This is a genomic window from Micromonospora sp. HM5-17 (genome assembly GCF_003762835.1).
In the GTDB taxonomy this organism is placed as follows: domain Bacteria; phylum Actinomycetota; class Actinomycetes; order Mycobacteriales; family Micromonosporaceae; genus Plantactinospora.
The window spans coordinates 67262-91511 of sequence record NZ_RJWA01000012.1; the positions used below are offsets into that span (position 1 = coordinate 67262).

Below are 24250 nucleotides of genomic sequence, written 5' to 3' on the forward strand. Positions count from 1 at the left end.
AGCGGTCATGACCGGCCCGGTCACCGCCGCTGACATGGGGGCCAACTACCTACACCGGTACGGCTATTCCCCGGGAGCAGTTTCCCGAATCCCTGGCGTACCATCCGTCACAACCGTCATCATGTGTTCCAGCATCGCTCGGTGACGCGAGGTCGTAGGGGAAGACGCACCTCGCTCTCCGGGAGGTCACCGTGCCAACGCGTGGCGTCGTATACGTTCATTCGACCCCACTCGCCGTGTGCCAGCACGTCGAGTGGGCGATCGCGCGCGTCCTCACCGCGCCGGTCACCCTGCACTGGACGGCACAGCCGGTTGATCCGGGCGCCCGTCGGGCGGAGTGCGGGTGGTCCGGTCGGCCGGGGACCGGCGCGGAACTGGCGGCTGCGCTGAGACAGTGGCCCATGATCCGGTTCGAGATCACCGAGGAACCGAGTCCCGGGGTCGACGGCGAGCGTTTCATGTACGTTCCCGGACGCGGACTCTTCCGCGCCACGACCGGGGCGGCCGGCGACATCCAGATCGGTGAGGACCGGCTCCGGTCGATCATGGCGTCGGCGCGGGGACCGGAGGCGCTCGCGCACGCGCTCGAGAAGGCGATGGGCACGGCGTGGGACGCCGAGCTGGAGCCGTACCGCTACGCCGGGGACGGGGCGCCGGTCACGCTGCTGACCCAGGTCGGCTGAGTCGGGCGACCGGCCCGGGACGGCTGAGCCGGAGGCGGCCGGTCCCGAGTCGGTCCGACACCGGTGGCCGGCGGGGCCGGGGAGCCCGGGGTGCCGGGGGGCGAGTTGCCCGGCTCGTGGTGACCTGGTGGGATAACGGACGTGCCGAATGCGTCCCGCAGACAGCTACCGCTCGTGCTCACCACCGTCGCCGCCCTGCTCCTCTCCGGATGCGTCGGTACGCGCGACCAGGCCGGGTCCGCACCCTCGCCGTCACCGTCGGTCACCTCGGCCGACCCGGCGGCGCGGGCCGCCGAGCTGGTCGGCCGGCTGAGCGACGAGGACCTGGTCGGCCAGGTGCTGATGCCGTACGCGTACGGCGACTCGGCGACCAGGGTCTCGGCCGGGTCCGCGGCCGGCAACCGGAAGCTGGCCGGCGTGGACACCCCGGCCGAGATGGTCACCCGGTACCGGCTGGGTGGGCTGATCCTGGTCGGCTTCTCCGCCGACGATCCGACCGGCGCGAACCAGCCGACGACGAACGTCGACAGCCCGCCCCAGGTGCGGGAGCTGACCCGCGGTCTCCAGGAGGCGAACCGGACGCTCGCGGCCGGCGCCGCGCCCCTGCTGATCGGCATCGACCAGGAGTTCGGCGTCGTCACCCGGATCTCCGAGGGGGTGACCAACCTGCCCAGCGCGATGGCGCTCGGCGCGGCCGGTGAGCCGTCCCTCACCGAGGCGGCCTGGCGGGCCGCCGGGGCCGAACTCGCCGCGCTCGGGGTGAACGTCGACTTCGCGCCGAGCGCCGACGTCCTCGGCGCGGACAGCAAGGTCATCGGCTCCCGGTCGTACGGGTCCGACCCGAAGGCGGCGGCGGCACAGGTCAGCGCCGCGGTCCGGGGCCTGCAGGGGGCCGGGGTCGGCGCCACACTGAAGCACTTCCCCGGGCACGGCCAGACCGAGGCGGACTCGCACCAGGAGCTGCCGGTGGTCACCCAGGACCGCGGAAAGCTGGAGAGCAACGCCCTGCCGCCGTTCCGGGCGGGCATCGAGGCCGGGGCCTGGCTGGTGATGAGCGGGCACCTCGACGTACGCGCGATCGATCCCGGCGTGCCGGCGACGTTCTCCCGGAAGCTCCTCGTCGACGTGCTCCGCAACCAGCTCAACTTCACCGGGGTCGTGGTCACGGACGCCATGAACATGAGCGCGGTCACCGACCAGCCCACCGGCCAGGCCGTGGTCCGGGCCATCAACGCCGGCAACGACCTGGTGCTGATGCCGCCGAACGTGACCGAGGCGTACGACGGGCTGCTGGCCGCCCTCCGGGATGGTTCGCTGCCGCGGTCCCGGCTGCTGGAGGCGGTGACCCGGGTGTTGACGCTGAAGTTCCGGCTGGCCGACCGTCCGACGCCGGGGCTGGAGACGCTGAACAGCCCGGCGCACCAGGAGGCGGCCCGCCGGGTGGCGGCGGCCGCGGTGACGGTGCTGCGTGGCCCCTGCGGGCCGGCGCCGGTGACCGGCCCGGTGACGGTGACCTCCTCGGGCGGGCGGGACCGGACCCGCAAGCTGCTGATCGAGGCGCTGACCGCGGCCGGGGTCCAGGTGGTGCCCTCGGGTGGCACCGTGGTTCACCTGGTCGGGTACGGCGACGGCGTCGCCGACCTCCGCGACGACGCCGAGGTGACGGTGGGGATGGACACGCCGTACCTGCTCGGCCGGGCGAAGTCGAGGGTGCTGCTGGCGACGTACTCGTCGACGCCGGCCTCGATGTCGGCGCTCGCGGACGTGCTCGCCGGACGGGCGAAGCCGACCGGGCGTGCCCCGGTCGCGGTCTCCGGACTGCCGCGCTCCACCTGTCCGGCGGCCTGACCGGTGGACCGCGGTGGCGGTCCCGGCAGGCGTGACGGTGACACCGCTGGTGACTCCGGTCACGGGATCGGCTGGTAGCGTTCGGCTGTCCGGTAGATCAACGGGGACGGAGGGGGTACGGACGGTGACGAGCCGTGAGCCGACCCTCTCCGTGGTCGTGCCGATCTTCAACGAGGAGGCCGTCCTGCCGCTGTTCGTCCGCCGGCTGCGTCCGGTCCTCGACGGCCTGGGTGAGCCGTACGAGGTGGTGGCGGTCGACGACGGCAGCACCGACCACACCCCGGTCGTCCTCGCCGGCCTGCGCCGGCGCTGGCCGGAGTTGCGGGTGGTCCGGCTGCGTCGCAACAGCGGCCACCAGGCTGCGCTGCTCGCCGGCCTGTTCCGGGCCCGGGGCCGGTACGTCGCCAGCATCGACGCCGACCTCCAGGACCCGCCCGAGGTGCTGCCGGAGATGCTGACGCTGGCCCGGGCGCGCTCCCTCGACATCGTCTACGGCGTCCGCAGCGACCGCTCCACCGACTCGCGGTTCAAGCGCACCACGGCCGGCCTCTACTACCGGATCGTGCGTCGCCTGGTCGGCAACACCGTGCCGGCCCAGGCCGGGGACTTCCGGCTGCTCAGCCGTGCGACCGTGGAGGCGCTGCGCGAACTGCCCGAGCGGCGTCCGGTGCTCCGGCTGGTCGTGCCCTGGCTCGGTTTCCCGAGTGCCGAGGTGCCGTACGTCCGCGAGCAGCGCGCCGCCGGCAGCACCAAGTACTCGCTGTCCCGGATGATCCGGCTGGCCACCGACAGCATCACCAGCTTCTCCGCGACGCCGCTACGGGTGGCGACCTGGCTCGGTCTCGGCGGCATGCTGCTCTGCGCCCTGATGGTGGTCTTCGCGTTCGTCGCCTACCTGCGCGGCTCCACCGTCACCGGCTGGGCCTCGCTCTACGTGGCGATCCTCTTCGTCGGCGCGATCCAACTGCTCTGCCTCGGCCTGCTCGGCGAGTACGTCGCCCGGATCTACGCCGCCGTGCAGGGTCGCCCCAGCTACTTCGTCAGCTTCGACACTGCGGACGGCTCCGACCTGGCGGAGACCGTCGACACCCCGGATGACGTCGCGAGTGCCGGCCGGGTGGCGACCGCCGGGCGGCGGGGGAGTCCCGACGGTGCGGCGACCGCCGGGGGTGATCCGGTCGGGGCCGCGGAGCCGGTCGGGGATCCGCCGGCGGAGGCTGTGGAGCGTACCGCGCCGAGGGCGGTGGCGCGTACCGCCGACGGACCGGCGGTGGCGACCACCGGTGGCGGCGCGGGAACCGGGCGGGGCAGGGCGCCGGCCCGGCGCAAGCGTGGCGGCACGAGGGCGGCCCGGTGACCGCGACCGTTCCGGCAGTGGCCGGCCCGACCCGCCGCGCTCCGACAGCGCCCGGCAGCGTGCTGCTGCGCTGGGCGCCGCTCGGCGCGGCGGTCGGCTACGTCGCCGTGGTGTTGCTGGTCGCCGACACCGCCCCGCTCGACCTGCTCCGGTACGCGGCGTACCTGCTCTGGGCGCTGATCCTGCCCGGCACCCTGGTCTACCGGGCGCTGCGGGGACGCCCGCACACCCTGGTCGAGGACGTCGCGATGGGGACCGCGGTCGGCCTGGTGCTGGAGCTGGCGGCCTGGGCGGTCTGGATGGCGCTCGGCGTCGGGGGATGGCTCTGGCTCTGGCCGGCGGTGGTGGTCGGGCTCTTCCTCGGCGTGCCCCGGCTGCGGCGCCACTGGTGGGTTCGGGACTACCCGGCCCGTGCCCCGATCGGCTGGTCCTGGTCGGTGGCGGGCGCGGTGGCGTTCTTCACCACCTACCTCTCGGTGACGTTCCTGGAACGCAACCCGATCCTGCCCACCTCGGACCGGACCATGCAGTACCTCGACCTCGCCTACCAGCTCTCGCTGGCCGGGGAGGCGAAGCACCACTTTCCGCTGCATGTCCCCCAGGTCGCCGGTGAGCCGCTGGACTACCACTGGTTCGGGTACGCGCACATGGCCACCACCAGCCTGATCGGCCGGATCGACCTGCCGGTGGTGGCGCTGCGGCTCGCCATTCCCGCGCTCTGCGCCGCCGCCATCGTGCTCACCGCCGTGCTGGGCTGGCGCGTCAGCGGCCGGCCGTACGTCGGGGCGATCGCCGCCGCGCTCTTCTTCGTGGTCGGCGAGACCAACTTCACCGACCCGGTCACCATGCCGTTCGGCACCCAGGCAACCTTCGTGGTCTGGCACGGCATGTCCATGATCTACAGCTGGGTCCTGCTGATCGCGCTGGTCGCGGCGCTGGCGGACGTGGTGGACCGGCGCGCCGACCGGCCGGTCCCGCCGCTGCCCTTCGCCGGGGCCTTCCTCCTGGCGACGATGCTGATGGTCGCCTCCAGCGCGGCGAAGGCCAGCTCCCTGCCGGTGGTCGGGCTGGCGCTGGCGTTCACCGCGGTCGCCCTGCTCGTGCGTACCCGACGTATCCCGTGGGCGGTGGTCTGGGCCGGGCTGGCCGTCGGCGCCGCCCAGCTCTTCGTCACCGCGGTGATCTACCGCTTCCGGGCGTACGGCATCACCGTGGAGCCGTTCCACAGCCTGGAGCCGTTCTGGACGTTGCCGCCCGACCGGCCGAGCTGGGCCGGGCCGCTGGCCGTACTCGCCGTCGTCGGGGTGTTCCTGGTCAACATGCAGCTCCGGGTCGCCGGCGTGCTGCCGCTGCTGTGGCTGACCCGGGGCCGGCTCGCACCGGTGCAGTGGCTCCTGCTCGGCGGCACCCTGGCCGGGCTGGTGTTCTACCTGGCGTTGGCCCAGTCCGGCGGCGGCAACCAGTACTTCCTCCGGGCCGGGTTCACCTTCGCGGTGGTCCTCTCGGCGTGGGGCTACGTGCTGGTCGCCGAGCGGGCCGACCTGACCCGGCGGGCGCGGGCCGGGATCGGCCTGGTAGCCCTCGCGCTCGCGGTCGTCCTGGTGGCGGTCCAGCTCCGGTACGCCGGCCCGGCGCCGGGCGGGTGGCCGTTCGACTCGCTGCGCCCGCTGCTCTGGTGGTCCGGCGGGCTGGCCGTGCTGGCGGTGCTCGGCGCCGGGCTCTGGCGTCCGGCGACCCAGGGGATCCCGGCCCTGCGGGGCAAGGGCGCGGTCCTGCTGCTCACCGCCGTCCTGGTGGTTGGCGCGCCGGGGCTGGTGATGGACATGGCGAAGTCACAGCGGAACCCGAACGGTGGCGCGTACACGACCGTTCCGCTGCCGAAGTCGCGGGTCGACGCCGCCCGGTGGACCCGGGAGCACAGCGCGCCGAGCGACGTGCTGGCGACCAACGCGCACTGCCTGGTGGTGGTGAACGGCTGGTGTGACGCGCGCTCGTTCTGGCTCAGCGCGTACGCCGAACGCCGGGTCCTGGTGGAGGGCTGGGCCTTCGCGCCCCGGGTGGCGGCGCTCGGCCCGTACACCCCGTTCTGGGACCAGGAGCTGCTGCGCCGCAACGACGCCGTGTTCACCGATCCGACCGAGGCGGGACTGCGCGAGCTGCGCGACCGGTACGGCGTCCGCTGGCTGGTGGTGGACCGCCAGGCGGGTCACGAGTCGCCTGAGCTGCGGCGGCTCGCCACGCTCCGCTACGACAACGGCCGGATGGCCGTCTACCAGATCTCCTGACGGCCGCCCGGCCGGACCCGGACCCGATCGGCGCGATCGTGCCCGGATCCGGATCGCGGCGGCGCCTGTTCGCACGGCCGGAGCCCGGGCCCGGTCCGGCTGTCGGGCCGACCACCGGAGGGCCGGGACGGTCAGCCGAACCGGAGGACTCCGGGCCTGCGGTCGGCCCGGAAGGTCCGGGCGTGCGGTCAGGCCGGGAAGTAGGTGTCCAGCAGGTCGTTGCGGAACTTGCCGGTCGGGTCGTACCGGCGGGTCAGGGCGGCGAAGTCGGCGTACCGCGGGTAGCGGTCGCGCAGCGCCTCGGGCGGGACGCCGAAGAGCTTCCCCCAGTGCGGCCGGGCGGCGTACGGCGCCAGCCGCTCCTCGATCGCGGCGATCACCGGCTGGACCGCCTCGGCATCGGCCACCCAGGTGAAGTGCAGCGCCGCGCTGTCCCGCCGGTACGCCGGGCTGAGCCACAGCTCGTCGGCGGCGACGGTACGGATCTCCGAGATCTGGAGCACGGCGGCGATCCGGTCGGCGATGTCCTCCAGCGCGGCCAGCGCCTCGACCAGGTGGTGCCGCGCGACGAAGTACTCCGACTGCAACTCCGCACCGCTGCTCGGCGTGAACTCCAGCCGGAAGTGCGGCAGCCGTGTGTGCCACGGCCCCGGCACGCCGAGCTGCGGCGTGCAGTGCACCGCCGGCATCCCGGGCACCGGGTGCCGGGGCGCGTCGGCCAGGGTGGCGTCGAGCCACCGGGGCTCCGGCTCCGGCGCGCCGGCGTCGACCCGGCGCTTCACCCACACCTGGTTGAACCGTCGACCGGCCCAGTCGGTGAAGAGGCTGACGCTGTAGCCGGCGCCGAAGAGCTCCGCCTGGTCCGTGGCGATCCGCGCCCACGGCAGGTCGTCGTAGACGTACTGGGCGACGTCGAAGGTCGGGACGAGGTCGAGGGTGAGCCGGGTGACCACACCGAGCGCACCGAGCCCGACGACGGCGCCGAGGAGGTCGTCCCGGTCGGTGTCACGGGTCAGGGTCCGCAGCTCGCCGTCGGCGGTGACCAGCTCCACCGCGGCGACGGCGGTCGCCAGGCTGCCATTGGCCAGCCCGGAGCCGTGGGTGCCGGTGGCGACCGCCCCGGCGACCGAGATGTGCGGCAGCGAGCCGAGGTTGTGCAGCGCGAGGCCGGCCTCGTGCAGGCGGGCGGCGACCTCGCCGTAGCGGAGTCCGGCCGAGACGGTGACCTGGGCCCGGTCGTGGTCGATCTCGACGACCGGCGGCAGGCCGGCGACCGAGACCAGGTCGCCGGTGGTGTCGGCGATCCGGTTGAAGGAGTGTCCGGTGCCGAGTGCGCGGATCCGGTCGCTTCCGGCGACCATCGCGCGGAGGTCGGCGACGGAGCCGGGGCGGTGCAGCCGGGCGGCGTCGAAGGTGATGTTTCCCGCCCAGTTGGTCGGTCGTCCGGTCATGCGCAAACCTCGCCGTGGTGAGGGGTGGTGGGGTGTCCCGGTGCCGGGCAGCCGGCTCCGGGGGTGGGTGGTCAGCCGGTCTCCGGCCGGTGGGCGCGGAGCATCAGCGAGACCCCGGGCAGCGACTTCACCGGCAGGTAGCGCTCGGCGGTGATCACCGCCCGGAGGCCGAGGTTGACCGCGCCGGGCAGGTCGTCCAGGTCGCTGCCGGTCGAGCGGCGCCGGCGCCACGCGGCGACCGGCCGGAGCAGGACGTTCCAGCTCCACAGCTCGTCGACGACCAGGCCGGCCTTCTCGACCAGCGCGGTCAGGGTCGCCCGGTCGTAGCGCCGGACGTGCCCGACCGCGACGTCGTGCGCCGACCAGAGCCGCATGTCGCAGGGTACGGCGATCAGCGCGGTTCCGCCCGGCGCGAGCGTACGCCGGATCTCGGCCGCGGCCAGGTGGTCCTCGTCGACGTGCTCGAGGATGTCGAAGGCGACCACCAGCCCGAGACTTCCCGAGGGGAGCGGCAGGTGCCGGGCGTCGGCCCGGATCACGTCGAGCCCCCGCTCCCGGGCGATCCGGGCTCCGTCCGGGCTGTACTCCAGGGCGATCGACCGCCAGCCGTGCGCCCGGAGCACCCGGGTGTTGCCGCCGCCGGCCGCGCCGATGTCCAGCGCCCGGTCCGGCCGGCGCCCGGCGGAGGCGAGCCGGCACAGCGCCCGGGCCAACAGCGCCCGGCGCTCGCGGTACCACCAGTGGGTGTCCTCAAGCGCGGCGAGCTTGCGGACCTCGGTCGCTTCCACGTGCGCCTCCGCCGACGGTGCGGGTCGGCTCCACCCTAGTGACCGGTCTGGTGGGACGGGGGGCCGGGCCGGTCACCGGCGTGGATCTCCGGATACGTGGTCGTGGGTCCCTCCGCTGGGGAGGGACCCACCACCGTCAGCCGGTCGGGGCGACCGACGTGGACGTGCGTCGCTCAGCGGCCGACCGGGAGGTGCCGGGCCAGCGCGGAGCCGTCAGCGGTCTCGAAGGCGGCCAGCACCCCGTCCGCCCGACCGTCGGAGACCGGGACGAACACCCGCCGGGTCTGCCCGGGGCGCAGCTCGACCGTCTCGCTACCCAGCGCGGTGTCGCCGTTCCACGAGTAGAGGTACGCGGTACCCCGGCGATCGGCCCGGACGGTGACCAGGACGCCGCCGTCCACCCGCTTCGGGTTGCTCAACCGCAGGGTCCGGGCCGGGAGTTTGCGGACCGCCGCCGGGGCGACCCCGTCCCACGCCGCCTGCGCGATGGTCTGCGGGCTGTGTACGCTCCGCGCGGCGGTGTCCGGGAAGACCGGCGCGCTCGGCTCCCGCTGCGGCGGGGTGTATCCGGGCAGCGTGGCGAGCCCGTAGCGGTACGGGTCGGCCCGGACACCCTGGAAGGTCGACCAGCCCAGCCGCGACTGCGACGTGAGGTCCTGGGTGTCGGAGTCGTAGATGAGGATGTTCAGCCCCATCCGCTGCGGGTCGACCGCGTCGGGCAGCACCGCGAACGGGATGCTCGCCTCGATGCTGTATCCGGTGTACGGCTCGCTGACCCGACTGACGACGGTCATCCCGGGAGCGGTCACCGCGCCCGGCCCCTGCCGGTTGTCGGCGTCGCGCTGGAAGCAGGGCGGGTTGCCGTTCGCCGGGTCGTCGGTGGTCGGGAAGATGCCCGCCTTGAAGACGGTCGAGGTGTTGGTGGAGTTCCCCTTCGGGTCCACGATGATCTCGACGCTGTCGGTGCGGCGATGCCGCTTGCAGTCCTGCGGCACCACCCGCCGGCCGAGCACGTCGTCCGTCACCTGCACGATGACCTTCAGCGCGTCGTCGGTGAAGGCGACCCGGGCCGTTCCCGAGGCGTCCTGCGGCGTGGTCGCCTGTCCCTCCCAGATCCGGGACAGGTCGAGGTCCGGCCCGGGGTACTCACCGTCGCCGGCCACGCCGTCCACCTGGTGTCCCGCGCCGGCCCTGGGCAGCACCGTGGTCGGCACGATCTCCAGGGCGCCGGTCTCGACCGTGCTGCCGCGCGCGCTGCTGGTGGTGATGGTGAGCGGGTAGTCGCCGCCCTCGTTCGCGGTGGGGAGCGTCGCGTCGGTGTTGGTGACCCGGAAGGTGACCGCGCGTGTGCCGCCCGGGGGCAGATCGGCGTAGCTCCGGGTCGGCTGGTCCACCGCGAAGCCGGCCGGCACGCCGAGGGTGACGCTTCCGCTCTGGCTCGTGGTGCCGTGGTTGTGCAGGTCGATCCGGACATCCCGGCTGCCCCCGGAGCCGATGGTGAGCACCGGGGCGATCAGCGTGTCGAGCTGCGGGTAGCCGGACTCGGCGACCCAGTCGCGGAAGATGGCGACCTCGGGCAGCGCCTCCAGGGTGCCCCGGACGTCGGCCACCACCCGGACCGGCTCGTCGGTGCTGCCGCTGCCCTGGCCATGGGTGGTAAGGGTCGCGCCGATCAACTGCTGCCGGTTGGTCGGCGCGTCCTCCGGAACGGTGACCGTGAAGGTCGTCCGCGCCTCCCGGTCACCGACGCGGGTGCCGAGCGAGCCACTGCCACTGACCTGCCAGCCGTCCGGGACGCGCAGCGCGATCCGCGGCTGGCGCAGGGTGTGACCCGCGGCGGCCCGGACGTGTGCGGTGACCTGGACGGATCCGCCCGGCGTCACGTCGAAGCGGTCGGTGGTCAGGTAGAGCTCGGTGCCCTTCGGCAGCCCGCCGGGCGCCGGCGGCAGCACCGCCCCCCGCAGGATCGCCTCCGGGCTGGTGTCGGTGGCGTCGTACGGCACACGGCTGTCGATCAGCGTGTAGAAGTCGCACCGGATCTGGGCGGGGTCGGTCGGGGCGGCGGGGGTGTTCGCCCAGCCCTGGGTCACGTACTCGCGGCGGGCCTCCACCTCGATCTCCGCCCAGGTCCGCCCACCCGGACCCGCGGCGCCCTCCCAGACGCCGAAGACCTGGTCGGTGGGGACGGTCGGGGTGAACGAGCGGGCGCACTCGGGACCGGGCGACGAGGTGCCGGTGCCGCCGGTGCGGAGGAACTTGGCCGGGCGGAACGGTGCGAGCCCCTCCCGGGTGATCTGCTCTGGGAACGCTGTGGGGTCGGCCGCGGCGGTGAACGCCTCCGCGGCGAACCGGGCCGCCTGCTGGTGGTTGCCGTGGTTCCCCTCGACCGGCGAGGGGTTCATGGTCATGATGATCTCGGGCCGGGTCTGCCGGATCACGCGGACGATCTGGGCGAGCGTGTCGTCGTGTCCCCAGATCTGTGCGCTCAGCGGCGCCGAGGCGGTGTACCAGAAGTCGACCCGGTCCAGGTTGTACAGGTTCTCCACGCCGGCCTTGCCGATCGCGGTGCGCTCCTCGCGTTCCCGGATGATGCCCAGGGGCGGACCCTCCTCCAGGCCGACGGCGTTGCCGCCGCCCTCGCCCCGGGTGATGGTGACGACTCCGGCCCGGACGCCGAAGTTCTGCTTCCACTGGCCGAGCGTGGCGAGGCTGCCGGCCTCGTCGTCGGGGTGGGCGCTGACGAACAGCACGTCGAGGTCGACGGCGTCGGACGAGCCGGCGGACGGGTGGGCGGAGGCGGCGGCCGGCGGTACGAGGAGCGCCAGGGCCGTGACGGTGGGCAGCAGGAGTCTTCGTGCAAGCATGTGGATCCCTTCGGACCATGCGAGACGGACACGTGGTGAGAGCAGGGCAGGGTGGACGGCGTGACGCCGCCGGGGCGGCGTGGACGGGCCGACGGGGTGGAGGGTGACCGGCGGACGCCCGGGCGGCGCCGGCTCACCGGGGTGCACGGCGAGTACGGATGGTCGCACCCGCCGGAAGGCCTTCGCCGGGTGACGCTAAAGATCCACGAGGGGATGAGTCAATACCTCCGGCACGACGTTTTTCTTTCGGAGAAGAAACAAACTTGCTCCCTGTTTGTCCGGTTAGATCGCGATGCTCCGTATTGCTCGACCGGGGTCGCCATCGGCCCCAACGGGACCGCATCGTCGCTGTATGAGCAGCTCGTCCGAGGGGCGAGACGGATTCGTTACTTGACGCCAATAGTTTGTTCGCCGTAGGAAGAAAGTGTGGTCGACGTGGTGACTCCACCAACCAGCCCGGTCAGCCGGAAGCGGTCGAAGGAGATCAAGCGGCTCTCGGTGATCGCCGCCGCCCGGCAGGCCCGGGTCCTGTCCCGCGCCGAGCTCACCGAGCTCACCGGTCTCAGCCCGGCCACCCTGACGCCGCTGGTCCGGGCGCTGATCGACGAGGGCTACCTCATCGAGCGTGGCCCCGGCGCCTCCCGCACCGGGCGGCCCCGGGCGATGCTGGAGTTCAACCCCCGGGCCGAGCTGGTTGCCGCGGTCTCCCTGGAGCCGTCCCGGATCAGTTGCGAGATCGCCGACAGCGACGGTGTGGTGATCGCCCACCGTACGGCGCGGCTGCACCGGGACATCGTCGAGACGATCTGCCGCTTCGTGCCGGAGCTGGTCGGCGACGCCCTCCCCGCGCTGCGTGGGGTGGCCATCGCCGCCCCCGGCGTCTCCTCGGGTGGAGCCGTTCGGCTCGCCCCCGCCGTCGGGTTGGTGGAGGGGGAGCCGATCGGGGACTCGGTGCAGCAACGGCTCGGGGTGCCCGTGGTCGTCGACAACGACGTGAACCTGATGGCGGCCGGCGAGCACGCCGCCGGGGCGGGCAGCGACGTCAGCGACCTGCTGCTGCTGCACGTCGCGGACGGCGTCGGTGCCGGCCTGATCCTCGGCGGCCGGGTCCGGCACGGCGCCGCGGGCGCGGCCGGCGAGGTCGGTTTCCTTCCGCTCGACCCGGAGGACCGCGGACACGACGGGATCGGCCCGTTCGAGGCGCGCTGGTCGGCCAACGCGATCGCCGAGCGGGTCGTCGCGCTGCGTCCCGGGCACCGCCCCTCGGCACCGGTCCGTGACCTCGTCGAGCTGAGTCGCACCGACCCGGCGGCCGCCAGCTACCTGGGGGAGGTGCTGGCCGCCTGGGCGCGGCTGATCGTCTCCTGCGTCTGCGTCGTCGATCCGGGCCGGGTGCTGCTCAGCGGCGCCGCCGCGGACCTGGACGACGCCGCCCTCGACCGGCTCCAGTCACTCGTCACGCTGGCCGCACCGGCCCCCACCGAGGTCCGGCGCGCGGTTCTCGGCGACCGGGCGGTGCTGCACGGCGCGGTGAGCTACGCGCTCGCCGCGGCGGTCCCGGCCGTTCCGCCCCTCCCGGTCGGCTCACCCTGATGTCCCCCTCGAGAGATCCCTTCACCCCGGAGGTAGTCCTATGAGACGTCGCTTGGCGCTCGTCGGAGCGCTCGCCGCGATGGTCACCGTCGTGGCCGGCTGTGGTGGCGGTGGCGACGACGCCGCGGACGGCGGCGCGCAGAAGCTGGTCATCTACACGGCCCGCGACAAGAAGGTCGCCGACTTCGTCACCGAGCGGTTCACGGCGAAGTACCCCGAATACCGCGGCAAGATCGAGGTGCTCACCCTCGGGGCGCAGGAGATCCTGGAACGGGTCCGTGCCGAGAAGGCCAACCCGCAGGGTGACGTCTGGTGGGGCGGCACCCAGCAGGCGTTGGCCAGCGGGGCCACCGAGGACCTGCTGAACGCCTGGCAGCCGGCGTTCGCCACCTCGATGGACGCCGCGTACAAGGACCCGCAGGGCCGCTGGTTCGGCGAGATCCTGCTGCCCGAGGTCATCATGTACAACAACAAGGCGCTCACCCCGGAGCAGGCGCCGAAGGACTGGGACGACCTCATCACGCCGGCCTGGAAAGACAAGATCATCATTCGCGACGTCGCCGCCTCCGGCACGATGCGCTCGATCTACGCCGCGATGATCCAGCGGCTCTCGCCGGACGGCAGCAACCCGGAGCCCGGCTACGAGTGGCTGCGCAAGCTGGACGCCAACACCACCAACTACGCGGCCAACCCCTCGGACCTCTACCTCAAGCTCTCCCGCCAGCAGGGGCTGGTCAGCCTCTGGAACCTCCAGGACGTCCTGCTCCAGGCCCACCAGGCGAACATGCCGTTCGGCTACGTGATGCCGGCCTCGGGCGCGCCGGTCCTGGTCGACGGGGTCGCGGTGATCAAGGGCGGCAAGAACACCGAGGGCGCGCAGAAGTTCGTCGAGTTCCTCTACGACGAGGCGCTCCGCGCCGAGCTCGCCCGCGACTACTTCCAGATTCCGGCGGTGCAGATCAGCCAGCAGCCGGAGTGGCTGGCCAATCTCGGTCTCAAGCCGATGAACGTCGACTGGGACGTGATCGCCAAGCACGAGACCGAGTGGATCAACCACTGGAACGCGGAGATCAAGAACAAGGGCTGACGACCCGACCGCCCGGTCCCCCCTGTCCGGGCCTCGGGCGTCACGCCCCGCCGGGGTGTCGGCCCGGTCCACCTATCCGGGCCGGCACCACCCGGGCACCCGGGCCGTACCACCCCGAACGCGGGCGGTACGGCCCGGGGAACCGGAACGGCTGACGGCGGATCAGCGCCGTACCACCAGAGCCACCACGACGCGCGTCCCGGTCGGACGCGGGGGAGGAACATCATGATCGGCGTCACGCTGGAGTCGGTGAGCAAACGCTTCCCGGGCGCTGGTGGCGCGGCGGCCGTGGACAACGTCGACATCAGCATCGACGCGGGAGAGTTCTTCACGCTGCTCGGCCCGAGCGGCTGCGGGAAGACCACGACGCTGCGGATGATCGCGGGCTTCTACTTCCCCACCAGCGGGCGGATCCGCTTCGGCAGCGAGGACGTCACCCGGAAGCCGCCGAACAAGCGGGACACCGGCATGGTCTTCCAGAACTACGCGCTCTTCCCGCACATGTCGGTCGCCCAAAACGTGGGCTACGGGCTCAAGATCCGCAAGATCCGCGGGGCGGAGGCCCGGCGCCGGATCGACGAGGCGCTCCGGCAGGTGCACCTCGACGGGTACGGCGACCGCCGCATCGACCAGCTCTCCGGCGGCCAGCAGCAGCGCGTCGCACTGGCCCGGGCCCTGGTGATCCGGCCGCGTACCCTGCTGCTGGACGAGCCGCTGTCCAACCTCGACGCGAAGCTGCGCGAGGAGACCCGGGCGGAGATCCGTCGGATCCAGCGCGAGGCCGGCATCACCTCGATCTACGTCACCCACGACCAGGCCGAGGCGATGGCGATGTCGGACCGGATCGCGGTGATGGAGGGCGGCCGGGTCCAGCAGATCGGCACCCCACAGGAGATCTACCACCGGCCCGCGACGACGTTCGTGGCCCGGTTCATCGGCCGTAGCAACGTGCTGTCGTTGCCGGTGGTCGCCGCCGACGTCCAGAGCGTCGAGGTCCGGTTGCCCGACGGCGCGACCCGGACCGTGGCGGCCCCCTCCGGACACGGTCTGACGGAGACCGCGACGGCGCTGGTCTCGATCCGGCCGGAGCACATCGGCCTCTGCGGTCCGGAGGACCCGGACGCGCTGCCGGGGCGGGTCACCGACGTCGAGTTCACCGGGATCACCACCAACCTGACCGTCGACGTCGCCGGGCAGGAGCTGACCGTCGCCGCGGTGGAGGTGCCGGCCGAGCCGGCCGTCGGGGACCGGATCGGGCTGCGGCTGCCGGCCGCCCGGATGTGGGTGGTCCGGCCGTGACCGTCACGACGACGACCGCGCCGCAGGCGCCGAGAACCGACCTGGCCGGCGACTCCGGTCGGATCCACCGTCGCCGGCGGATCGCCGACCGGCTGCGCGGCGGCGCGGGCGGCGGCTGGTTCCCCTACCTGCTGGCGGTGCCGCTGGCCCTGGTGCTCTGGGGCTACGTGGTACAGCCGATGCTGGCCACCTTCGCGGAGAGCGTCGAGGGAGACGGCGCGGACAACTACCTTGCCTTCCTCTCCGGCTCCGGGGTCGCTCGTAGCTCCCTGCTCACCTCGCTCGGCATCTCCGCGGCCAGCGTCCTGACGTGCGGGGTGGTCGGGGTCGGGATGGCCTTTCTCCTCAAGCGCTTCGCCTTCCCCGGGCGCCGGCTCATCGAGGCGATCATCCTCGTTCCGGCGGCGCTGCCCCCGCTGATCGGCGCGATCTCGTTCCAACTGCTCTACAGCGAGACCGGGATCCTGCCGCGCGGCCTGCAACAGCTTCTCGGCACGGCCGAGCCGGTGCTGCCGTTCAACGGCATCGCCGGGGTGCTGGTGGTGCACACCTTCACCATGTACCCGTTCTTCTATCTGGCGGCGTCCGCGGCGCTCGCCGGGATGGACCCGTCGGTGGAGGAGGCCGCCTACAACCTCGGCGCCGGCCGGTTCCGGGTCTGGCGGACGGTCCTGCTGCCGATGCTCACCCCGGCGCTGGTCTCCGCCTCGCTGCTGGTCTTCATGACCTCGCTCGCCTCGTACACCGCCCCGCTGCTGTTCGGGGTGGACCGGACGATGACGATGCAGATCTACATCAACCGCACCAACGGTGACCTGCCGATGGCCTCCACCTACGCCTCGGTGCTCGGCGTGGTCTCGGTGCTGTTCCTGCTCGGCATGCGCTGGTACGAGGGACGGCGCAGCTACCGGTCGCAGTCGAAGGGAATCTCGACGCACCGGCGGGAGATCCGCAACCCGGTCGCGCGCTGGCTGGCCCTGATCGGCTCGCTTCTCGCCACGGTGGTGCTGCTCGCCCCGGTCGCCACGATCGCGCTCGTCGCCTTCTCCGTCGACGGATCGTGGACCACCCAGGTCCTGCCCACCGACTACACGACGCAGAACTTCGTCACGATCTTCGCCGAGCCCCGCGCCCTGCAGCCCATCCTCAACTCGCTGCGGATGAGCCTGCTCGCGACCGCCGGCTGTGTGGTGGTCGGTGTGCTGATCGCGTACGCCGTCCGGCGGCTGACCTTCGTCGGCCGGGGCCTGCTCGACGTGGCGGTCATGCTGGCCTGGGCCCTGCCCGGTACGGTCGTGGCGATCAACCTGATCGCGGCGTTCAGCACCGGCAACCCGTTCAGCCTGGGGCAGGTCCTGACCGGCACCTTCTGGATCATGCCGTTGGCGTACTTCGTGCGCTTCCTGCCGCTGGTCTTCCGGTCCAGCTCCGCCGCCCTCGCCCAGCTCGACCCCGCGCTGGAGGAGGCCGCCCGCAACCTGGGTGCCTCCTGGCTGCGGGCGTTCCTGACGATCACGCTGCGGCTGATGCTCCCCGGTGTGCTGGCCGGCGCGCTGCTCGCCTTCGTCCACGGCGTCGGGGAGTTCGTCGCCTCGGTGCTGATCTACACGTCGAGCACGGCGCCGATCTCGGTGGAGATCAACAACCGGATGTACTCGTTCGAGGTCGGGACCGCGGCCGCGTACGGCATGCTCCAGGTGGTCCTGATCTTCGTCGTCATGATGCTCTCCGGGCGGCTGGAGAGCGGCGGCCGGGCGGCCCGGGAGGCGACCCGATGGACGAACTGACCCCGGGTGCCGCCGCGGTGCCCGCCCCCGCCCGGCCGGCCACCGACACCGGCGACGCCGGGAACCGGCCGGCGGCAGCCGCGTCCGACCCCGCCGACGACTGGCCGGCCGGCGGCGGCCTGATCCCGGCCAGCCGGGTACCCGGCTCACGCCTGCCGGCGGTGGCGGCCGCCGCCGACTTCGCCGTCCTGCCGGTCGGCGCCGTCGAGTGGCACGGCCCGCACCTGCCGCTCGGTACCGACCTGATCCTGGCCGAGGGCTTCGCCCGGGAGAGCGCCGGAGCCCACCGCGGTGTGCTCTTCCCGCCCGTGGCGTACGCGGCGTGTCCCGGCCAGACCCGGCCCTGGCCGGGCACGGTGGCGATCCGCCCCGAGGTGGCGGTCGGCTACCTCTGCGACGTGATCGAGGGGATCGTCGCCGCGGGCTTTCCCCGGCTGCTTCTGGTCAACGGGCACGACGCCAACATGTCCACGGTCCGCGCCGCGATGGAGTGGGTCTCCGGGCGGCGCCGGGCCAGCCTGCTGCTGGTCAACTGGTTCCAGCTCGTCACGCCCGAGGAGACCGCGGCGCTCTGGGGCGACCGGCCGGCCCGGGGGCACGGCGGCGCGTACGAGACCTCCGGGGTGCTGGGGTTCGACCCCGAAGCGGTACGCCTCGACGCCACCACCGACCTGCCGCCGCGGCCCCGGCTGGCCACCGGCCACCCGTACGTGCTGGTCGAGTCCCGGCCCGACCCGTGGCAGGGCTGGTCCGGCCACGTCTCGATGGCCAGCGAGTCGGCGGGCCGGCGGGTCCGCGAGCTGGCCGCCGCCCGGCTGCGGGACGTCGTCGACGCCTGGCTCGCCGCCCCGCTGCCCGGGCCTCCCGGCACCGCGCCGCCGTCCGACGGTGGGGTCGAGGCCGCGCCGCCGGCCGGCGAAACCGACGGTGGCCCGTCGCCGGACGGACCCGACACCGCGCCGCGGTCCGGCGCTGCGTCCGGCGCCCGCCCGACCCGCGGGGAGGAGCAGGATGACGGCTGACCGGGGCCTGGAGATCGTCGACTTCCACCTGCACTTCCGGATCGGGGCGGACCAGACGATCCGGAACTGCGAGGAGGCGGTCGGGATGCATCCCGGCGGCGCGCGGGAACGCGCGGTCCGGGCCGCGGGCGCGGCGCCGTACGCGGCGGCCTGGCGGCGCGCCTGGGGCTTCCCCGACCCCGAGCCCCCGGCGCCACGGTGGGAGGACGAGGCCGACCGGTGGGCCGCGGAACTACGCGCGCACGACATCCGTCGGGCGGTCTTCGTCACCGGTGGGGGCAACGACGCCGTCGCCGACCTGGTCGCCCGACACCCCGACCGGTTTCTCGGGTTCGCCCACCACGACCCGTTCGCGCCGGGCGCGGCCGCCGAGCTGGAGCGGGCGGTCGTCGAGCGGGGGCTGCGCGGGTGGAAGATCTTCGCTCCGCTGCTGCGGGGCCCACTGGACGACCCGGTCCTCGACCCCGGCTGGGCCACCGCCCAGCGGCTCGGCGTTCCGGTGCTGGTGCACGTCGGCCACTACGGCAGCGCCGGCGGCTACTCGGCCAGCCCGTACGACCACCCCCGGCACCTGGCGGTGGTCGCCCGCCGCTTTCCCGAGCTGGCGTTCGTGGTGCCGCACTTCGGGGTGCAGCACGTACAGGACCTGTTCTTCGCCGCCTGGAGTTGCGCCAACATCCACGTCGACACCTCCGGGTCCAACCAGTGGGTGCGGTGGATGCCGTACCGGCTCACGCTCGAGGACCTTTTCCGGCGCTGCTACGAGACGATCGGCCCGGAGCGGATCGTCTTCGGCAGCGACTCGTCCTGGTTTCCCCGCGGCTACGTGCGGCGCTACCTGGACGACCAGCTCCGGATCTGCCGGGAGATGGGGATGCCGGACAGCGACGTCCGGGCGATCTTCGCCGGCAACGCCAAACGGTTGTTGCGGCTGACGGAGGGATGACCGACAGCCCGAGCAGGGCGGACCGCGGCCTGGCGGCAACCACGAAGGACACGAGGGACACTCATGACAGGCACAGCGTCGCTGACCACCTACCAGCAGCACCACCTGCGGCCGACCTACCAGCACCACGCGCCCTACCTCTTCGGACCGATGGTGCGGGCCAGCCAGGCGCACGTGGTGATGCTCGTCGAGCAGGGCCTGATCCCCGCCGAGCGGGGGGCCCGGCTGCTGCGCGGGCTCCGTGACCTGGCCAGAGCGGGCTCCGACCTGCCGCCGTACGACGGCAGCGTCGAGGACGTCTACTTCCTGGTGGAGAAACGCCTCGCCGAGGTCTGTGGGATCCCCACCGCCCAGCTCGACGTGCAGCTCGCCCGCAGCCGCAACGACCTGGACGCGGGCGTGTTCCGGATGGTGCTGCGGGGCCAGGTGCTCGGCGTGCTGGACCGGGTGCTGGAGGCCGCCCGGACCACGCTGACCCAGGCGGACCGCTACGCCGACGTGGTCATCACCGGCTACACCCACCGCCGTCCCGCGCAACCGACCACCATCGGCCACGCCCTCGCCGGCTACGCCGAGGCGCTGGCCGGCGAGGCGGTCCACTACGCCGACCTGCTGGACGAGCTGAACCGGTCGCCGCTGGGCGCCTGCGCGTTCGCCGGCACCGACCTGGAGATCTCCCCGAGCCGGGTGGCCGACCTGCTCGGCTTCGCCGGCCTGGTGACCAACTCGTACGAGGCGGTCGCGGGCGCCGACCACCTGGTCCGGGTCGCCACCCTCAACGCCCAGGCCCTCGCCACCGGGGCGCGGCTGGCCCGTACCCTGATGGACTGGCTCAGCTGGAACTGGGTGGCCACGCCGGAGGAGTTCACCCAGGGCAGCAGCATCATGCCGCAGAAGCGCAACCCGGTGGTGCTCGAACACCTCGTCTCGATGGCGGGCGCGACCGCCGCGGACGCCGCGTCGGTGCTGAACAACGTCGGCGCGGCGTGGTGGGAGGACTCCAACAACGCCACCACGGACGTGCAGGTGCGGCTCTGGGAGAGCTGCGACCGGGCCGAACGCTTCTTCGCGCTGCTCGGTGGCTTCCTGGACCGGCTCGTGCCGCTGACACCGCCGAGCGGGGAGGAGATCGTCCGATCCGGGGCGACGACCACCGCCGCGGCCGACGCGCTGAGTCGGCACGGGGTGCCGTTCCGGGCGGCTCACTCGGTGGTCGGCGTCCTGGTCCGGTCCGGTACCCCGGACACCTGGACGGTCGAGCAGGTCCAGGCGGCCGCCCGTACCGTCGGACTCGCCGAGCCGCTGGCGGAGACGGCGGCGGCGGACCTGATCACCGCCGCCGCGCAGCCGGAGCGGGTACGGGAGCGGAGGCAGGCGGACGGTCCGGGCACCGCCGCGGTACGGGCCCAGGTCGGGACGCTGCGGAAGGTCGTCGAGGCGGCGGCGGCGCGGGCCGCCGGACTGCGGGCGCGGCTCGACGCGGCGGAGCGGGCGCTGGACGAGGCCGTCGACGGGTGGATCGGCCGGTGAGTCTCTCTGCCCATCCGGCTCCGACCGAACAGCGGTTCACCGATCCGGCGCCGGCCACGGCGGCACCGTCCGGGCCGGTGCTCGGCATCGATTTCGGCGGCACCAAGATGGCCGTCGGCGTGGCCGACCGCACCGGACGGCTGCTGGTCGCCGACCGGATACCCACCGACCCGGAGCGGGGCGCGCAACAGGCTCTCGACCGAGCGCTCGACCTGGCCGACCGGCTGCTCGCCGAGGTGTCCGCGGCACCGGCGGCGGTCGGGATCGCCTCACCCGGGGTGATCCGGGACGACGGCATCGACCTGGCGCCGAACGTGCCCGGCTGGGACCGGCTACGCCTGGCCGACGCGGTCCGCGACCGGCTGGGTGTGTCGGTCGTGCCGGTCGCCAACGACCTCAACGCCGCGGCCCTGGCCGAGCTGCGGCTCGGCGCGCTCCGGGACGTCGACCCCGGCCTGGTCGTGGGGCTCGGCACGGGTGTGGCGGCGGCGGTCACGGTCGGCGGGCGGGTGCTCGCCGGCCATCGCGGCGCGGCCGGGGAGATCGCGTACGCGGTTACCGGCGGCGCCTGGTTCGACCGGTCGATGCTGGAGCAGGTCTTCTCGGGCAAGGCACTCGACCGGCTCGCCGCCCGGTCGGGCCTGACCGGCGGTGCCGCCGCGCTCTGCGCCGAGGCGGCGCGGCCCGGCCCCGCCCAGGACGCGCTGCGGTCCCGGCTCGACGAGCTGGCCCGTCACCTGGCGACCTGTTGTCTGCTGCTGGACCCGGGTCGGGTGGTGCTGGTCGGCGGGGTGGCCCGCAACCCGCTGGTGCGGGAGCTGCTCGTCGAACGGCTGACCGAGGTGCTGCCGTACCGGCCGGAGGTGGTCCTCTCCGACTTCCCGGACGACGCGGCGCTGCTCGGGGCGGTCACGATGGCGGCCGAGGCGGCCTCCGCCGGCGTTAGCTGACGGGACGGGGCCCTTCCCACGCGTGGGAAGGGCCCCCGTCCGTACGGTTCGGCCGCCGGGCGCGCAGCGCCCGGCGGCCGTCCGCATCACGACCTTCGTCCGGCTGGCTGTCCTGGGCGCCGCGACCGCTGTCCGGCGGACCAGCGCCGCCTCGCCCGTCCCCTGTGGACGGCCGTCGCACGGCCGGACACCCCCCGCGGGCGTCCGTATTCCGCCGGACCTCAGGCGCGGGCGAAGACCAGGACCGCGTTGTGGCCGCCGAAGCCGAAGCCGTTGTTCAACGCCGCCGGGATCTCCATCTGCCGCGCCTTGTGCGCCGCGACGTCGAGGTCGAGCGCGTCGTCGGGGTCGTCGAGGTTGATGGTCGGCGGAACCACGCCGTCCCGGATCGCCAGGATGGTGGCGATCGACTCCAGGGCGCCGGCGGCACCGAGCAGGTGTCCGGTCATCGACTTGGTCGCGGTCACCACCGGGTGGTCGCCCAGGGCGGCCCGCAACGCGACGATCTCCGCCATGTCGCCGACCGGGGTCGAGGTGGCGTGGGCGTTGACGTGCACGATGTCCGAGCGGGCGATGTCCGCGTCGGCGATCGCCATGTTGATCGCCCGGATCACGCCCCGGCCCTCGGGGTGCGGCTGCACGATGTCGTACCCGTCGGAGGTGAGCCCGGCGCCGGCCAGCCGGCAGTAGACCCGGGCGCCCCGCGCCGCGGCGTGGTCGGCCCGCTCCAGGACGATCGCCCCGGCCCCCTCGCCCAGGACGAACCCGTCGCGCGCCTTGTCCCAGGGGCGGGAGGCCCGCTCTGGCTCGTCGTTGCGGGTGGACATCGCCCGCATCGACGCGAACCCGGCGATCGGCAGCGGGTGGATGACGGACTCGGTGCCGCCGGCCAGGACCACGTCGGCCCGGCCGGAGCGGATCAGGTCCAGACCGAGTGCGACCGCCTCCGCCCCGGTGGCGCAGGCGCTCGCCATCGAGTGAACCCCGGCCTGGGCGCCCAGTTCGAGGCCGATCCAGGCGGCCGGCCCGTTCGGCATCAGCATCGGCACCGTGTGCGGGGAGACCCGCCGCGGGCCGGAGGTCTCCAGGATGTCGTCCTGGGCCAGCATGGTGGTGGCGCCGCCGATCCCCGTACCGAAGCTGACGGCGATCCGCTCGGGCTCGGGTGGGGCCTCGGCCAGCCCGGCGTCGGCCCACGCCTCCTGGGTGGCGATCAGCGCGATCGCCTCCGAGCGGTCCAGGCGGCGCAGCCTGACCCGATCCAGCTTCTCGCTCGGTTCGACCGCGAGTTCCGCGGCGATCCGGACAGGCAGTTGCGCGGCCCACTCCTGGGTGAGCGCCCGCACCCCGGAGCGGCCCGCCAGCATTGCCTCCCAGGTCGACGCGACGTCTCCGCCGAGCGGGGTCGTCGCGCCGAGCCCGGTGACAACGACGTCGGGACGACCCATGATCAGGACTGCGCCTCGATGTACGAGACCGCGTCGCCGACGGTCTTCAGGTTCTGCACGTCGTTGTCCGGGATCTTGACCCCGAACTTCTCCTCGGCGGCGACCACGACCTCCACCATCGAGAGCGAGTCGACGTCGAGGTCGTCGGTGAAGGACTTCTCCTCGGCCACGTCGTCCGGGCTCACGCCGGCAACCTCTTCGAGGATCTCGGCGAGGCCGGCGATGATCTCGTCACGGGTCATTGCGGTTGTTTCCTCTCCATGGATGGATGGGTGACGGCGGTGGATCCGCCAGGATGGCGCCGGGTCCGGGTACGTCCCGGGACCCGGCCGCCGGAAGGTCAGGGACAGCGGACGACCTGGCCCGCGTAGGTGAGGCCGCCACCGAAGCCGAAGAGCAGCACCGGCGCGCCGGAGGGTATCTCACGCCGCTCGACCAGCTTCGACAGGGCCAGCGGCACGCTCGCCGCCGAGGTGTTGCCGGACTCGACGATGTCCCGGGCGATGACCGCGTTGGCCATGTTGAGCCGCTTCGCGATCCCCTCGATGATCCGCAGGTTGGCCTGGTGCGGCACGAACGCGGCGATCTCCTCCGGCGCGACGCCGGCCCGTTCGCAGGCCTGCCGGGCGAGCGGGGCGAGCGCGGTGGTGGCCCAGCGGAACACCGCCTGCCCCTCCTGCTGGATGTACGGGCGCCAGCCCTCGATCCGGATCGAATCACTGCGCTCCGGCACCGAACCCCAGAGCACCGGGCCGATCCCGGTCGGCTCGTCCGGGCCGGTGGCGGTGACCACCGCCGCCCCCGCGGCGTCGCCGAAGAGGATGCAGGTCGACCGGTCGGTCCAGTCGGTGAAGTCGGAGAGCTTCTCCGCACCGATCACGATGGCGTTGCGGGCCGCGCCGGCCTGAAGGGCGTGGTCGACGGTGCCGAGGGCGTACGAGAAGCCCGAGCAGGCGGTGTTGATGTCGTACGCGCCCGGCGCACTGATGCCGAGCTTGGCGGCGACCCGGCAGGCGACGTTGGGGCTGCGGTCCACCGAGCTGCAGGTGGCGACGACCACCAGGTCGATGTCGGCGGCGGTCAGGCCCGAATTGGCCAGGGCCTTGTCGGCCGCGGCGGCGGCCATGTCGGCGACGGTCTCGGTGTCGGCGATCCGGCGGGTGACGATGCCGACCCGCTCCCGGATCCAGGTGTCGCTGGTCTCCACCATCTGTGCCAGCTCGTCGTTGGTGACCACCCGGGACGGCTGGTAGTGCCCGAGGGCGACGATCCGGCTCACCGGAGCACCGTCCGCGGGTTCTGGGGCTGACCG

Annotated in this window: 18 protein-coding genes; 12 read left to right on the top strand and 6 right to left on the bottom strand. The window is 73.4% G+C overall.

The features are described from left to right. The first annotated feature begins 191 nt into the window (after nucleotides 1-191). The 4 genes from EF879_RS24675 (at nucleotide 192) to EF879_RS24690 (ending at nucleotide 6173) form a co-directional block, all read left to right on the top strand. Complete coding sequence (locus EF879_RS24675; RefSeq protein ID WP_123562649.1) at nucleotides 192-683, top strand: DUF3145 domain-containing protein; 492 nt, start codon at nucleotides 192-194, stop codon at nucleotides 681-683. 141 nt (nucleotides 684-824) lie between these two features. Further along, nucleotides 825-2531, top strand: coding sequence for a glycoside hydrolase family 3 protein (locus EF879_RS24680; protein WP_123562651.1), 1707 nt, complete (start codon nucleotides 825-827; stop codon nucleotides 2529-2531). Nucleotides 2532-2655: 124 nt separating this feature from the next. After that, a complete protein-coding gene (locus tag EF879_RS24685; RefSeq protein ID WP_233604730.1) occupies nucleotides 2656-3888 on the top strand; it encodes a glycosyltransferase family 2 protein in 1233 nt (410 codons plus the stop codon). Beyond that, nucleotides 3885-6173 (top strand): hypothetical protein, encoded by a 2289-nt coding sequence (locus EF879_RS24690; RefSeq protein WP_148086547.1) that lies wholly within the window; start codon nucleotides 3885-3887, stop codon nucleotides 6171-6173. Before EF879_RS24685 ends, EF879_RS24690 begins: the two co-directional genes overlap by 4 nt. 188 nt (nucleotides 6174-6361) lie before the next feature. On the opposite strand, the gene EF879_RS24695 is transcribed toward EF879_RS24690, so the two are convergent. The 3 genes from EF879_RS24695 to EF879_RS24705 form a co-directional block, all read right to left on the bottom strand. After that, entirely contained in the window at nucleotides 6362-7624 is a 1263-nt protein-coding gene (locus tag EF879_RS24695; protein ID WP_123562655.1) for a D-arabinono-1,4-lactone oxidase, read from the bottom strand. Nucleotides 7625-7695: 71 nt separating this feature from the next. Beyond that, nucleotides 7696-8412: a bifunctional 2-polyprenyl-6-hydroxyphenol methylase/3-demethylubiquinol 3-O-methyltransferase UbiG gene (locus EF879_RS24700; RefSeq protein ID WP_123562656.1), complete on the bottom strand. Its 717-nt coding sequence runs from the start codon at nucleotides 8410-8412 to the stop codon at nucleotides 7696-7698. A gap of 173 nt (nucleotides 8413-8585) precedes the next feature. Continuing rightward, nucleotides 8586-11276: a sugar-binding protein gene (locus tag EF879_RS24705; RefSeq protein ID WP_123562658.1), complete on the bottom strand. Its 2691-nt coding sequence runs from the start codon at nucleotides 11274-11276 to the stop codon at nucleotides 8586-8588. 426 nt (nucleotides 11277-11702) lie between these two features. Here EF879_RS24705 and EF879_RS24710 point away from each other — a divergent pair, with 426 nt between their 5' ends. The 8 genes from EF879_RS24710 (at nucleotide 11703) to EF879_RS24745 (ending at nucleotide 21490) form a co-directional block, all read left to right on the top strand. Next, on the top strand, nucleotides 11703-12869 hold the full coding sequence (locus tag EF879_RS24710) for an ROK family protein (RefSeq protein ID WP_123562660.1): 1167 nt from the start codon (nucleotides 11703-11705) through the stop codon (nucleotides 12867-12869). Between the two features lie 40 nt (nucleotides 12870-12909). Then, nucleotides 12910-13956, top strand: coding sequence for an extracellular solute-binding protein (locus EF879_RS24715; RefSeq protein ID WP_123562662.1), 1047 nt, complete (start codon nucleotides 12910-12912; stop codon nucleotides 13954-13956). 225 nt (nucleotides 13957-14181) lie between these two features. After that, on the top strand, nucleotides 14182-15255 hold the full coding sequence (locus EF879_RS24720) for an ABC transporter ATP-binding protein (RefSeq protein WP_123562664.1): 1074 nt from the start codon (nucleotides 14182-14184) through the stop codon (nucleotides 15253-15255). Then, nucleotides 15252-17042, top strand: a complete 1791-nt coding sequence (locus tag EF879_RS24725; RefSeq protein ID WP_233604731.1) for an iron ABC transporter permease — start codon at nucleotides 15252-15254, stop codon at nucleotides 17040-17042. Before EF879_RS24720 ends, EF879_RS24725 begins: the two co-directional genes overlap by 4 nt. Then, entirely contained in the window at nucleotides 17030-18064 is a 1035-nt protein-coding gene (locus EF879_RS24730) for a creatininase family protein (protein ID WP_123562666.1), read from the top strand. Before EF879_RS24725 ends, EF879_RS24730 begins: the two co-directional genes overlap by 13 nt. After that, nucleotides 18054-19010: an amidohydrolase family protein gene (locus tag EF879_RS24735; protein ID WP_123562667.1), complete on the top strand. Its 957-nt coding sequence runs from the start codon at nucleotides 18054-18056 to the stop codon at nucleotides 19008-19010. Before EF879_RS24730 ends, EF879_RS24735 begins: the two co-directional genes overlap by 11 nt. A gap of 63 nt (nucleotides 19011-19073) precedes the next feature. After that, complete coding sequence (locus EF879_RS24740; protein ID WP_123562669.1) at nucleotides 19074-20540, top strand: argininosuccinate lyase; 1467 nt, start codon at nucleotides 19074-19076, stop codon at nucleotides 20538-20540. After that, nucleotides 20537-21490, top strand: a complete 954-nt coding sequence (locus tag EF879_RS24745) for an ROK family protein (protein WP_233604732.1) — start codon at nucleotides 20537-20539, stop codon at nucleotides 21488-21490. Before EF879_RS24740 ends, EF879_RS24745 begins: the two co-directional genes overlap by 4 nt. Nucleotides 21491-21711: 221 nt before the next feature. On the opposite strand, the gene fabF is transcribed toward EF879_RS24745, so the two are convergent. The 3 genes from fabF to EF879_RS24760 all read right to left on the bottom strand — a co-directional run bounded on the left by fabF (nucleotide 21712) and on the right by EF879_RS24760 (nucleotide 24217). Beyond that, complete coding sequence (gene fabF / locus EF879_RS24750; RefSeq protein WP_123562671.1) at nucleotides 21712-22938, bottom strand: beta-ketoacyl-ACP synthase II; 1227 nt, start codon at nucleotides 22936-22938, stop codon at nucleotides 21712-21714. A 2-nt stretch (nucleotides 22939-22940) separates the two neighbouring features. After that, nucleotides 22941-23180 (bottom strand): acyl carrier protein, encoded by a 240-nt coding sequence (locus EF879_RS24755; protein ID WP_123562673.1) that lies wholly within the window; start codon nucleotides 23178-23180, stop codon nucleotides 22941-22943. Nucleotides 23181-23278: 98 nt separating this feature from the next. Beyond that, nucleotides 23279-24217, bottom strand: coding sequence for a beta-ketoacyl-ACP synthase III (locus tag EF879_RS24760; RefSeq protein ID WP_123562675.1), 939 nt, complete (start codon nucleotides 24215-24217; stop codon nucleotides 23279-23281). Nucleotides 24218-24250: the final 33 nt, after the last annotated feature.

Coding starts and splice junctions, on each gene's coding strand:
- EF879_RS24695 (WP_123562655.1), bottom strand. CDS start 7,624: ATGACCGGACGACCGACCAACTGGGCGGGAAACATCACCTTCGACGCC.
- EF879_RS24705 (WP_123562658.1), bottom strand. CDS start 11,276: ATGCTTGCACGAAGACTCCTGCTGCCCACCGTCACGGCCCTGGCGCTC.
- EF879_RS24715 (WP_123562662.1), top strand. CDS start 12,910: ATGAGACGTCGCTTGGCGCTCGTCGGAGCGCTCGCCGCGATGGTCACC.
- EF879_RS24720 (WP_123562664.1), top strand. CDS start 14,182: ATGATCGGCGTCACGCTGGAGTCGGTGAGCAAACGCTTCCCGGGCGCT.
- EF879_RS24730 (WP_123562666.1), top strand. CDS start 17,030: ATGGACGAACTGACCCCGGGTGCCGCCGCGGTGCCCGCCCCCGCCCGG.
- EF879_RS24735 (WP_123562667.1), top strand. CDS start 18,054: ATGACGGCTGACCGGGGCCTGGAGATCGTCGACTTCCACCTGCACTTC.
- EF879_RS24740 (WP_123562669.1), top strand. CDS start 19,074: ATGACAGGCACAGCGTCGCTGACCACCTACCAGCAGCACCACCTGCGG.
- fabF (WP_123562671.1), bottom strand. CDS start 22,938: ATGGGTCGTCCCGACGTCGTTGTCACCGGGCTCGGCGCGACGACCCCG.
- EF879_RS24755 (WP_123562673.1), bottom strand. CDS start 23,180: ATGACCCGTGACGAGATCATCGCCGGCCTCGCCGAGATCCTCGAAGAG.